Annotated in this window: 13 protein-coding genes; 9 read left to right on the top strand and 4 right to left on the bottom strand. The window is 31.9% G+C overall.

The genetic code is table 11. The features are described 5' to 3' along the window. The first annotated feature begins 746 nt into the window (after positions 1-746). The 4 genes from LQ609_RS01880 to ptsP all read left to right on the top strand — a co-directional run bounded on the left by LQ609_RS01880 (position 747) and on the right by ptsP (position 4,869). On the top strand, positions 747-1,841 hold the full coding sequence (locus tag LQ609_RS01880; RefSeq protein WP_078356780.1) for a carbohydrate kinase: 1,095 nt from the start codon (positions 747-749) through the stop codon (positions 1,839-1,841). Next, positions 1,838-2,755 carry a pseudouridine-5'-phosphate glycosidase gene (locus LQ609_RS01875; RefSeq protein WP_078356781.1) on the top strand — a complete coding sequence of 306 codons (918 nt, stop codon included), beginning with the start codon at positions 1,838-1,840 and terminating at the stop codon, positions 2,753-2,755. Before LQ609_RS01880 ends, LQ609_RS01875 begins: the two co-directional genes overlap by 4 nt. Before the next feature lie 135 nt (positions 2,756-2,890). Further along, positions 2,891-3,157: a phosphocarrier protein HPr gene (locus tag LQ609_RS01870; protein WP_016912884.1), complete on the top strand. Its 267-nt coding sequence runs from the start codon at positions 2,891-2,893 to the stop codon at positions 3,155-3,157. Then, on the top strand, positions 3,157-4,869 hold the full coding sequence (gene ptsP, locus LQ609_RS01865; protein WP_078356782.1) for a phosphoenolpyruvate--protein phosphotransferase: 1,713 nt from the start codon (positions 3,157-3,159) through the stop codon (positions 4,867-4,869). The genes LQ609_RS01870 and ptsP overlap by 1 nt, the downstream gene beginning before the upstream one ends. Positions 4,870-4,899: 30 nt before the next feature. Here ptsP and LQ609_RS01860 read toward each other — a convergent pair whose 3' ends face one another. Together LQ609_RS01860 and LQ609_RS01855 are read right to left on the bottom strand one after the other, a co-directional pair. Next, positions 4,900-5,673, bottom strand: coding sequence for a metallophosphoesterase (locus LQ609_RS01860; protein WP_239734257.1), 774 nt, complete (start codon positions 5,671-5,673; stop codon positions 4,900-4,902). Beyond that, positions 5,673-5,903, bottom strand: a complete 231-nt coding sequence (locus tag LQ609_RS01855) for a glutaredoxin family protein (RefSeq protein WP_078356784.1) — start codon at positions 5,901-5,903, stop codon at positions 5,673-5,675. The genes LQ609_RS01860 and LQ609_RS01855 overlap by 1 nt, the downstream gene beginning before the upstream one ends. Positions 5,904-6,087: 184 nt before the next feature. Between LQ609_RS01855 and LQ609_RS01850 the strand changes: the two genes are divergently transcribed. The 3 genes from LQ609_RS01850 to LQ609_RS01840 are packed head-to-tail and all read left to right on the top strand — an operon-like array spanning position 6,088 to position 9,140. Next, positions 6,088-7,434, top strand: coding sequence for a cytochrome ubiquinol oxidase subunit I (locus tag LQ609_RS01850; RefSeq protein WP_078356785.1), 1,347 nt, complete (start codon positions 6,088-6,090; stop codon positions 7,432-7,434). Further along, complete coding sequence (locus LQ609_RS01845; RefSeq protein WP_078356786.1) at positions 7,434-8,450, top strand: cytochrome d ubiquinol oxidase subunit II; 1,017 nt, start codon at positions 7,434-7,436, stop codon at positions 8,448-8,450. The genes LQ609_RS01850 and LQ609_RS01845 overlap by 1 nt, the downstream gene beginning before the upstream one ends. Positions 8,451-8,477: 27 nt before the next feature. Then, on the top strand, positions 8,478-9,140 hold the full coding sequence (locus LQ609_RS01840) for a potassium channel family protein (RefSeq protein ID WP_078356787.1): 663 nt from the start codon (positions 8,478-8,480) through the stop codon (positions 9,138-9,140). Positions 9,141-9,198: 58 nt separating this feature from the next. On the opposite strand, the gene rnjA is transcribed toward LQ609_RS01840, so the two are convergent. Together rnjA and LQ609_RS01830 are read right to left on the bottom strand one after the other, a co-directional pair. After that, entirely contained in the window at positions 9,199-10,872 is a 1,674-nt protein-coding gene (gene rnjA, locus LQ609_RS01835; RefSeq protein ID WP_078356788.1) for a ribonuclease J1, read from the bottom strand. Then, a complete protein-coding gene (locus tag LQ609_RS01830) occupies positions 10,873-11,085 on the bottom strand; it encodes a DNA-dependent RNA polymerase subunit epsilon (protein WP_078356789.1) in 213 nt (70 codons plus the stop codon). Positions 11,086-11,318: 233 nt separating this feature from the next. Here LQ609_RS01830 and LQ609_RS01825 point away from each other — a divergent pair, with 233 nt between their 5' ends. Next, on the top strand, positions 11,319-12,098 hold the full coding sequence (locus LQ609_RS01825) for a Cof-type HAD-IIB family hydrolase (protein ID WP_239734256.1): 780 nt from the start codon (positions 11,319-11,321) through the stop codon (positions 12,096-12,098). 12 nt (positions 12,099-12,110) lie between these two features. Next, positions 12,111-12,383, top strand: coding sequence for a hypothetical protein (locus LQ609_RS01820; RefSeq protein ID WP_078356791.1), 273 nt, complete (start codon positions 12,111-12,113; stop codon positions 12,381-12,383). The last annotated feature ends 97 nt before the right edge of the window (positions 12,384-12,480 follow it).

Genomic DNA, 12,480 nt, shown 5'->3' with positions numbered 1-12,480 from the left:
CGATTAACTTCTGACTTAATCTACAACTTGGCTGAACTCTTCGATTAACTTCTAACTTAATCTACAACTTAGCCAAACTCTTAGATTAACTACTGACTTAATCTATAACTTAGCTGAACTCTTCGATTAACTTCCGACTTAATCTACAACTTGGCCAATCTCTTCGATTAACTACCGACTTAATCTACAACTTAGCTGAACTCTTCGATTAACTTCTAACTTAATCTACAACTTAGCCAAACTCTTAGATTAACTACCGACTTAATCTACAACTTGGCTGAACTCTTCGATTAACTTCTGACTTAATCTACAACTTGGCTGAACTCTTCGATTAACTTCTAACTTAATCTACAACTTAGCCAAACTCTTAGATTAACTCCTAACTTAATCTACAACTTAGCCAAACTCTTAGTTTAACTTCTGACTTAATCTACAACTTGGTCGAACTCTTCGCTTAATTGTCTAATTTATCTACGACTCATCTCATTTTTTTAATAAACTTATTTATGTTTCAGCATTTCATCATTATATAGGCGGTGTTTGATTGGATTGATTATGCACTTATATCAATCTTTTTTAAATAAAATAATTTTTCTCGGGAGTAGGATGACGAAATCTATTTTTATAAAATTAGAACTTTGTACTACTCCTATTATTTTTAAATTTGCATTTTAAATGAAAACGCTTTATAATGAATTTGTAAACATAAGTTTTAAAAATAAACATTTGTTTGTGAGGTGAGTTACTTGAATGAAAATGAAAAGTTAATACTTAATTTAATTAAAGAGAACCCTTTTATTTCACAACAAGAATTATCAGATAAAGTTGGTTTATCAAGACCAGCTGTTGCAAATATAATATCAGGATTAGTAAAGAAAGAATATGTGCAAGGAAAAGCTTATGTATTAAATGAACAAAATCCTATTGTTTGTATAGGTGGTGCGAACATTGATAGGAAGTTTCATGTTACAGACAAATTAGTACAAGGTACTTCGAATCCTGTTACATCTGAATCATCTATTGGTGGAGTTGCAAGAAATGTTGCAGAAAACTTAGGACGTATAGGTGAAGATGTTCTTCTATTAACAACTTCAGGAAATGATGCAGAGTGGCAACATATTGCTGATTTATCGTCACCATTTATGAATGTAGATTATGTTGAGAAAATTTCTAGTGAAGCTACAGGTAGTTATACAGCATTGTTAGATCAAGATGGAAATATGACGATGGGGCTCGCGGATATGTCAGTATATGACAAAATTACGCCAGAGTTTATGATTAAAAATACTTATTTATTAAATAAGTCGAAATGTATCATTGCTGACTTAAACTGTCCTAAAGAAACACTTGAGTTCTTATGCTCATATGCGGAGAAAAAACAAATTAAACTTGTTCTGATCGCTGTCTCAGGACCAAAAATGAATAGACTTCCAAACAATTTACATGCAGTAGATTGGTTGATTTTAAATAAAGATGAGGTTGAATCATATGTTGGTAAAGAAGCACATTCAGAATTAGAATTACAAAGTTATATGAGTGAGATTAAGTCATTAGGTGTTAGCAATTTAATTGTTACATCTGGTAAAGAAAAGATATTTTATGTAGGTGCAGAGGGACAACATGAGTTTCAGGTTAACGCAGTAGACCGTGTTGTAGATGTAACAGGAGCTGGAGATGCTTTTACATCAGCATTAATTTACGGATGGCTGAAATCATATGATATAGAACAAATTGTTAATTTAGCTAGAGCAAATGCTTCAAAGACTATTAAAACATCTTATACAGTTAGACAAGATTTAGATAGAAAACAACTAATAAAAGACATGGAGGAAATAAAATGAAAAACTATATTCAATTTTCAAAAGAGGTAGAAAAAGCTAAACAGGAAGATAAAGCAATCGTTGCATTAGAATCTACAATTATTTCACACGGTATGCCATACCCACAAAACGTAGAAATGGCTAAAAAAGTGGAGCAAATTGTAAGAGACAATGGTGGAGTTCCAGCAACTATAGCAATTATTAATGGAGAAATAAAAATCGGTTTAAATGATGAAGAACTAGAATTATTAGCAAGTGCAGAAGATGTTGCCAAAGTTTCAAGAAGAGACATTGCAGAAATATTAGCTACAAAAAAAATCGGTGCAACTACTGTAGCATCAACTATGATTTGTGCTCAATTAGCTGATATTAAATTCTTCGTAACAGGTGGAATCGGTGGTGTTCATAAAGGCGCAGAACATACAATGGATATCTCAGCTGATTTAGATGAACTTTCAAAAACTAAAGTAGCAGTAATTTGTGCTGGCGCAAAATCAATCCTTGATTTAGACAAAACTTTAGAATATTTAGAAACTAAAGGTGTACCAGTGGTTGGCTATCAAACAGATGAACTTCCTGCATTCTTTACAAGAGAAAGTGGTTTGAAATTAAATACGAGAATCGATGATGTAAAAACAATTGCACAATTAGCAGAAGTACAATGGGATTTAGGATTAGATTCAGGTATCGTAATTGCGAACCCAGTTCCTGAAGAAGATCAATTAGACTCAAGTTTTATTAACGGAATTATAGATAAAGCAGTTGCAAAAGCTGAAAAAGAAGGCGTTCATGGTAAAGATTCAACACCATTCCTATTAGGTGAAATTGTTAAACAATCTGATGGAAAATCATTAGAAACAAATATTAAACTTGTTGAACATAATGCCAAAATTGGAACACAAATAGCAGTTGAATATTCGAACCTATCAAAATAAAGGAGAATTGAATCAAATAACTGCATAGTTATGTAATTTGATTGAATTGTAAGTGTTTTTTTGATATTCTTTAATCGTATAGATAAAATTTGATTTTATACAAATTAAATATAGGAATTAGAAGGAGACAATAATATGGAACAAAATTCTTACGTAATAATTGACGAAACGGGTATTCATGCAAGACCAGCAACTATGTTAGTACAAACTGCATCTAAATTTGATTCAGATGTACAATTAGAATATAACGCTAAAAAAGTAAACTTAAAATCTATTATGGGTGTAATGAGCCTAGGTGTTGGTAAAGATGCTGAAATCACTATCTACGCTGAGGGTAGTGACGAGAAAGAAGCAATCGAAGCAATTACTGAAGTATTATCAAAAGAAGGATTAACTAAATAATGTCTGAAATTTTAAAAGGGATAGCTGCATCTGATGGTGTGGCTATTAGTAAAGCATATTTATTAGTTGAACCTGACTTATCATTTTCTAGCGAAAATATCAGCGATGTAGATGGCGAAGTTGAAAAGTTCAAAGCAGCTGTTAACCAATCTAAAGTTGAATTAACTCAGATTCGAAATAATGCTGAGAAACAACTTGGAGCTGATAAAGCTGCGATTTTTGATGCACATTTATTAGTGTTAGAAGATCCAGAATTACTCAATCCAATTGAAGAAAATATTCGCAATAATAAAGTTAATGCGCCAACAGCATTAGAAGAAGTATCTTCAAATTTCATTACGATTTTTGAAAATATGGATAATGAATACATGAAAGAACGTGCGGCAGATATCCGTGACGTTTCGAAACGTATTTTGGCTCATATATTGGGAGTAGAGTTGCCAAATCCTAGTATGATTAATGAAAGCGTTATTATTGTTGGTGAAGATTTAACACCATCTGATACAGCACAACTTAACAAAGAATTTGTTAAAGGTTTTGCTACAAACATCGGTGGAAGAACTTCACACTCAGCAATAATGAGTCGTTCATTAGAAATTCCTGCTGTAGTAGGTACAAAAGATATTACTAGCCGAGTGAAACATGGAGATAGTCTTATCATTGATGGTCTATCTGGTGATGTAATTATTGACCCTACAGAGGATGAAGTTCAAGCTTACGAACAAAAACATACTAACTTCTTAGCTGAAAAAGAAGAACTAGCGAAACTTGTTAATGATGAATCTGTTTCTAAAGACGGAGTTCATGTAGAACTTGCAGCTAATATTGGAACACCTAAAGATTTAACGGGTGTTAAAAATAATGGTGCAGAAGGTATCGGTTTATACCGTACTGAGTTTTTATACATGGGTAGAGACAATATGCCTTCAGAAGAGGAACAATTCGAAGCTTATAGTAAAGTATTAAAAGAAATGGACGGTAAACGTGTAGTTGTTCGTACTTTAGATATTGGTGGAGATAAAGAATTATCTTACTTAAACTTACCTAAAGAAATGAACCCATTCTTAGGATATAGAGCTATTCGCTTATGTCTAGACCAAACTGACATCTTTAGAACACAATTAAGAGCATTATTACGTGCATCTGAGTTCGGTAAATTAAATATCATGTTTCCAATGATAGCTACAATTAAAGAATTCAGAGACGCTAAAGCAATCTTACTAGAAGAAAAAGAGAAATTAGTTTCTGAAGGTGTTAAAGTTGATGATGATATCGAAATCGGTATTATGGTAGAGATTCCATCAACTGCAGCACTTGCTGATATCTTTGCTAAAGAAGTTGATTTCTTCAGTATCGGTACAAACGATTTAATCCAATACACTATGGCAGCTGATCGTATGTCTGAGCGTGTTTCATATTTATACCAACCATATAACCCAGCAATTCTTCGCTTAGTTAAGCAAGTAATTGAAGCTTCACATAAAGAAGGTAAATGGACAGGTATGTGTGGAGAAATGGCTGGAGATAACACGGCAATTCCATTATTACTTGGATTAGGCTTAGATGAATTTTCTATGAGTGCGACAAGTATTCTTAAAGCAAGAAAACAAATCAAACAATTAGATCAAAAAGAAATGCAAGAATTAGCAAGTCGTGCTATTAACTGTGCAACTGAAGAAGAAGTTGTAGAACTTGTTAATGAATTATCATAAATGGTAAATAAAAAGTAGGGCGTGATTTACTCACGTCCTACTTTTTTTAGCTTTAATATTAAATATGCCAATTTCAGGTGAACAAAATATTCTAATAGGTAATCTCGTCATGCCTATACCTTTGTTTACAAATAGATGTTGCTGTCTTCTAATATGATATAAACCTTGAATATATTTTTTGCCAAAAGTAGGTATATATAATGCACCAATTTTAGGCACGCGTACTTGGCCTCCATGCGTATGGCCAGATAATACTAAGTCGATGTTAGGGTCCAACAATTTAACTTTATCAGGTTCATGCATCAAACCTATTCTATATGCGATAGGACCATCTGCTAATTGGAAGGAACTATTAAAATTTGGTTGGCCAAAACATATATCGTCTATTCCATGTATTAAAATATTACCAGCTGGAGTCACAATTTTATAATAATCATTTAGTAGTAATTGAAAACCAGACTTTTTTATGATGTTTAATACGATTTGTATACCGTTTGACCCGTAATCATGATTGCCAGGAACGAAAAACTTACCATATTTTGATTGAATCGTTCTAAATAAAGGTATAACAAGATAAGGATCAAATGAAGCATATTTGATATTGTCAAAACAATCACCAGTAAAACAAACTATATCAGCCTCTTGTTTGTTTATTAAAAGAACAAGTTGATGTAAGTCTTCTAAAGTAGAATAATAGCCTAAGTGTAAATCTGAAATATGGACTATCTTTAAATTAGTAGATAAATTACTTTGAAGTGAATGCGTTACTAACTTTATTTTAGAATTTGGAAAATGAAATTTCATCAGTTTTTACCTAAAGCTTCATTGAAAGAATTTATATCAACTTGGTAAAATACTTTATCATTTATAAGAACAGTAGGCGTTGAAAAGCTATCTAAATCTATTAATTCATTTTTGAACTGTTTATTTTTAATATTTTTTTCAGTGTAATCAATTTCCTTTTCCTTGAAATATTGTTTAACAAATTGGCAAGGGGGACACTGATCTTGTGTATAAATCGTAACTTTATTCATTGCTTTCACCTCGACTTTATATAGTCATATTATAACGATTTCTAATTGTGTTCAACGATTATGTTTAATAATGCCACTAATTTGTCATTACTTTGTAAATGTTAAACATTTTATTAATGTTTAAAATGATGTATAATGAGTTTAAATTGTGATGTAAATCACAAACGTTGAATGGAGGAATATTATGGATGCAGTAGTTATTAGTCGTTTACTGACTGCTATGACCTTGGGATTCCATATCATATTTGCAACAATTGGTGTAGGTATCCCATTAATGTTTGCTATTGCTGAATTCATAGGTATTAAGAAAGACAATCCTATGTATATTGCTATGGCAAAGCGTTGGTCTAAAGGTTACACAATTACTGTAGCAGTTGGTGTTGTTACAGGGACGATTATTGGCTTACAATTATCATTATTGTGGCCGTCATTTATGCAATTAGGTGGTCAAGTTATTGCGCTACCATTATTTATGGAAACATTTGCCTTTTTCTTTGAGGCGATTTTCTTAAGTATTTATCTATATACTTGGGATAGATTTAAAGGAAAATGGACACACTTTTTAATTAATTTACCAGTTATTATTGGTGGAACATTCTCAGCGTTTTTCATTACATCTGTGAATTCTTTCATGAATACGCCTAGTGGTTTTGATTTTATTAACGGGAAATTAATGAATATTGATCCATTAGCAGCAATGTTTAATGCATCATTTGGGGTAAGATCATTCCATGTAATTGCGACTGCTTTTATGACAGCTGCATTTATTTTGGCAAGTATTGCAGCATATCGTTTAATCAAGAATAAATTCATTGATGATAAAGAATATCATAAAAAAGCACTTAAACTTACTATGACAGTAGGTCTTATTGCGAGTTTATTCGCTATGCTTGCAGGTGATTTATCTGCAAAATTTTTACATGAAGAACAACCAGAAAAGCTAGCAGCTATGGAGTGGCATTTTGAAAGTGAATCAAAAGCTGACCTTGTATTATTTGGATTAGTAGATGAAGATAAACAAGAAGTTAAAGGTGCTATTAAAATTCCTGGGGCGCTAAGCTTCTTATCAGATAATAATTTCAATACTGAAGTAAAAGGGCTAAATGAATTCAAAAGTGATGAAACACCACCGCTTATTATTCATTATTTCTTTGATTTAATGGTGTTCTTCGGTGTTTATTGTTTTGCAGTTTCAGCATTGTTCATCGTATTAAAATGGTTCAAGAAATGGTCTCAATATAGTAAACCTATATTGTATTTAGCTGTTTTGACAGGTCCATTAGCAATGCTAGCTATAGAATTTGGTTGGTTCTTAGCAGAAATGGGTAGACAACCTTGGATATTACGAGGCTATTTAAAAGTTGCAGATGCAGCTACACATGCTGATGGTTTAAGTCTAGTATTTATAGCTTTTGCAATTCTTTATTTAATACTAGGTATTTCATCAAGTTATGTTCTAATTAGAATGTTCAGTCATAGTAAAGCTACGGATGATGTGAATAAAATAATAGACAGAAAGGGTGAAGTATAATGGATTATCAACATATAGGAATCACTGTACTTTGGCTCTTTTTGTATGGTTATATCATTATCGGTGCGATAGATTTTGGAGCTGGGTTCTTTGCTTTTCATGCAAAATTAACAAAACAAGATCATATTATTAATAATTTAATATCTAGATATTTAAACCCAGTTTGGGAAGTGACTAATGTATTCTTCGTATTCTTCTTTGTTGGAATAGTTGGATTCTTTCCAGACTCAGCATATTACTTTGGGTCAACATTATTGATACCAGGTAGTATAGCTTTAATACTATTAACAATACGTGGTAGTTTCTATGCATTTGAAAACTATGGACAAGATAGCAAGTTGTCTTGGTTATTCTTATATGGTGCTACAGGTTTACTTATTCCTGCATCATTTTCAACAATATTGACGATAGCTGAAGGTGGATATATTAAAGAAACAGATAAAGGAGTCAGCTTGCAATGGGTTGAATTATTGCTAAGTCCTTATGCTTGGGCGGTTGTCTTTTTAGCGATTATCTCTGTATTGTACATTTCTTCAGGATTCTTAACATTTTATGCAAATAAAGCAAAAGATTCTGAAGCATATCACTTATTGAGACAGTGGTTCCTTATTTGGGCAGTCCCAATGATTGTTATTTGTCAATTTGTATTCTTATCATTAAGACAACATAATGAAGACCACTTTAATAACGCTTTAGGTAGTTTCTGGTGGTTATTTGGTTTAAGTATCGTATTCTTCATTATAGCAGTTGTACTTATTTACTTAAAAAAAGCGCATGGTGTTGCATTTATCATGATATTATTACAATTTGGAACTGCATTTTTCGGATACGGTATTAGTAAATTACCGTATATTCTATATCCGTTTATAAATATTAATAAATCAGTTGTAAATGATCAAATGGCATTAATGCTTATTATCGTATTTATTTTAGGTTTACTTTTACTTGTTCCATCGCTAATATTATTATTAAGATTATTTATCTTTGATGCAGATTACGTTAAAGGTAAAAAATAATAACAATCAAAAGTATGGAGGCATATCATGAGTAAGGAATATGTAGTTATAGGCTTAGGTCGATTTGGTGGAAGTATTGTTAGAGAACTAAATGCCTTAGATATGGATGTTATGGCCATTGATGCTGATGAAGCGAGAGTAAATGAATATAGCGATATCGCCACACATGCGGTTATTGCGGACACTACAGATGAAGCAGTGATGAAGAGTTTAGGTATAAGAAACTTTGATCATGTCATTGTAGCAATTGGTGAAAATATTCAAGCAAGTACACTGACTACTTTAATTCTTAAAGAATTAGGTGTTAAGAAAGTTACTGCTAAAGCTCAAAATGATTACCATGCTAAAATTTTAAATAAAATTGGTGCAGATACAGTTGTTCATCCAGAAAGAGACATGGGTCGACGCATTGCACATAATGTAGCAAGTGCATCTGTATTAGACTACTTAGAACTATCAGATGAATATTCTATTGTTGAAATAAAAGCAGGGGAAAGACTTGCTGGAAATTCGATATTAGAATTAGATGTTCGTGCGAACTTTGGCATCAATATTATTGCTGTAAAAAGAGGGAAAGATATTATCGTTGCGCCAGATCCAAATGAAAATATAGAATATCATGATATATTAATTGTGATAGGTCACGATAATGATTTAAATAGATTTGAGAAAAAACTTGTAAATGAATAAGATGTAGTAAAAAAGCACCGACAATGTCAATTGACATCGTCGGTGCTTTTAAACATTATTATTTTATTTTCATGATTATTGGTAAAATCATTGGTTTACGAGCTGTTTTTTCATATAAATATGGTTGTAATGCTTCAGTAATCGTAGCTTTAACATGATGCCATTCTACTTTTTCGTTATTATTTAACTTTTCAATTACTGATTTTTTGATTAATCGTTGTGCGTCGTAAATTAAATGTCCTGATTCTCTCATATAAACAAAGCCTCTTGAGATGATATCTGGACCTGAAAGTAATTGTTTTGTTTTGAAATCAATACTTACTACAACAATGACAAGACCTTCTTCTGATAGAACTTTACGGTCTTTAATAACGACATTGCCGATATCTCCGATACCGTTACCATCAACAAATACATTGCCTGAAGGTATACGTCCAGCATATCTAGCTGAATCTTTAGTAAGTGCTAGTACATCTCCAATTTCATAAACAAAGATATTGTCAGGATCTACACCACAGTTAATACCTGTTTCGCTATGTTTTTTAAGCATTCTATATTCACCATGTATTGGCATGAAATATTTTGGCTTAATTAAACGTAGCATTAATTTTTGTTCATCTTGTGAACCGTGCCCTGATGTATGAATGTTAGATAATTTACCATGAATAACATCAGCACCAGCTTTATACAATGAATTGATAGTTCTATTAACACTCTTAGTGTTACCTGGAATAGGTGAAGAACTAAATACAACAGTGTCATCTGGAATAATACTTATTTGTCTATGTGTACCGTTGGCAATTCTAGAAAGTGCTGCCATAGGTTCACCTTGTGATCCAGTACATAAAATAAGAATTTCATGTTTAGGAACTGAATTGATTTTATTAGGTTCAATAAATGTTTCTGGTGGTACTTTAATGTAGCCTAATTCAGTACCAATCTTAATGTTGTTTTCCATTGAACGACCGAAGACAACAATTTTACGATTGTACTTCACAGCTGCTTCAACGGCTTGTTGCACTCTGTAAATATTAGATGCAAATGTTGCGAAGATAATTCTACCTGAACATTTACGGAATATTTCATCTACATTTTGTCCAACTTCTTTTTCACTTAAAGTAAAGTTAGGCACCTCTGAGTTAGTAGAGTCTGATAATAAACAAAGAACGCCTTCTTCTCCAAGTTGAGCCATTTTGGCAATATTCGCAGGCTTACCTACAGGCGTGAAATCAAATTTGAAATCTCCTGTATGGACGATTTTTCCTTCTGGTGTATCTGCAATAATACCGTAAGCTTCAGGGATACTATGCGTTGTTAAATAGAATGAAATTTTGAAGTGCTTAAATTCATAAACAGAATCTTCGTCAATTTCATTTAATTGAGCTGTTTTAAGTAGATGATGCTCTTCCAGTTTATTTCTAATAAGTCCTAATGCTAATGGACCACTATAAATCGGAACATTCATTTGTTTTAATAAGAATGGAACACCACCAATATGATCTTCGTGTCCATGAGTGATAAATAAAGCTTTCACTTTATGTTTATTTTGAATTAAGTACGTATAATCTGGTATCACGTAATCGATACCAAGAAGATCATCGTCTGGGAATTTTATACCCGCGTCTATAACGATAATTTCATCTTGATATTCGAGGGCGTACGTGTTTTTACCAATTTCACCGAGACCACCCAGTGCGTATACGCCTACTTCATTTTTTTGTAGAGGTTTCATTTAGATAGTCTCCACGTTAAAATGATCTGATTGTTTTTCATAATCTAAATGAGCGCCCTCTAATTTTTGGACAAATTCGATATTGTAATTACGGTCTGTTAAATATCTTCTAACTTGTTCTTCAGTTTGTCCTTCAAAATACTTTGTTTGTGTACTTTCACGTACAATTACTTCACTTTTATCTTCTTGAAAAAATACTTTAAATACTGCCATATATAAATCCTCCTAGGTTAATTAACATAAATAAAGCCCTAGTTTTAAGTCTAGGGTTAGTCAATTTTGAAATTTGATTCCCGTTCAATTTGAAAAGTAGCTATATAAATAAATATAGATACCCTTTTAATAAGTTCATTTTACATGATAATTAGAGATAAATAAAGATATTTAACTAAATCTTTCATATATATTGATTATGGACTAAAATAGATATAAGGAGGCGATCAAAGTTGAATAAGAAATTAATATTTTTCGACATAGACGGAACAATCTATGATGAAGATAAAAATATACCGAAATCTACAATCACTGCCATAAAACAATTAAAAGAAAAAGGGCATATAGTTGCAATTGCAACTGGAAGAGCGCCTTACATGTTTAAAGAAGTCATTAAAGAAACAGGAATAGAAACTTTTGTTTCACTAAATGGACAAATTGTTGTTTATAATGGAGAAATTATAGGGAAACACCCGTTAGATAAAGAGGAATTAACTAATATAGTAGAAAAAGCACATACAAATAATCATCCACTAGTATTTTTTGGTGAAACAGCAGTATATGCAAATATTGAAAGTGATAATCACATATCAGAAAGCTTAGGATCACTAAAAATGGATTATCCTGAATATCACAATACATATTATCTCGAACATCCAGTTTACCAAGCACTTATTTTCCATACTGAGGATGAAGATGATAAATATGATGATAAATTTAATTCATTGAAATTTTATAGATGGCATACATTAAGTAGAGATGTTGTACCGAATAATCGATCGAAAGCAGAAGGAATAAAAGAACTAAGTGAAAAATTAGGTTTTCCACTCAGTGAAGTAGTTGCTTTTGGAGATGGTCCAAATGATATTGAAATGATTTCAGAAGTAGGTCAAGGCGTCGCAATGGGAAATGCAGTTGATGCATTAAAAACTGTTTGTGATTATGAAACTAAATCAGTTGATGAAGATGGAATATACTATGCATGTAAAGAATTAGGTTTGATAGACGAATAGGATGTGAGATGAATGGATAAAGTCGAACGTATTATCAAAACAGTCGAAAATGAAAAGGGCAGAACTGACAAACAATTCAAAGGTATTGAATTTAATATACGTAGAAATGAAGTTGTTATGATTTATAATTATGATGAAGTGGTTAATAACGTACAACAAGACCCTCACTATATTCGACATAATAAAGACCCAGAATGGTTAAGTTTAGACGAGCTAGCTGTAATTCAAAAAGCTTTAAAAGAAAAAGATATTCATTTTATAGAACGCAGAGACGAATTTATGTAGATAGTGTTTTGATTAAATGAAGATACAACAACTAAATTAATAGCTGAATCGCACGATATCTCGAAAGTCTTCGTGCGATTTGACTAAATTAAACTGC

This window comes from Mammaliicoccus sp. G-M28 (assembly GCF_022386595.1).
Classification (GTDB): domain Bacteria; phylum Bacillota; class Bacilli; order Staphylococcales; family Staphylococcaceae; genus Mammaliicoccus; species Mammaliicoccus fleurettii.
This window is presented reverse-complemented; position numbering and strand designations above follow the sequence as displayed.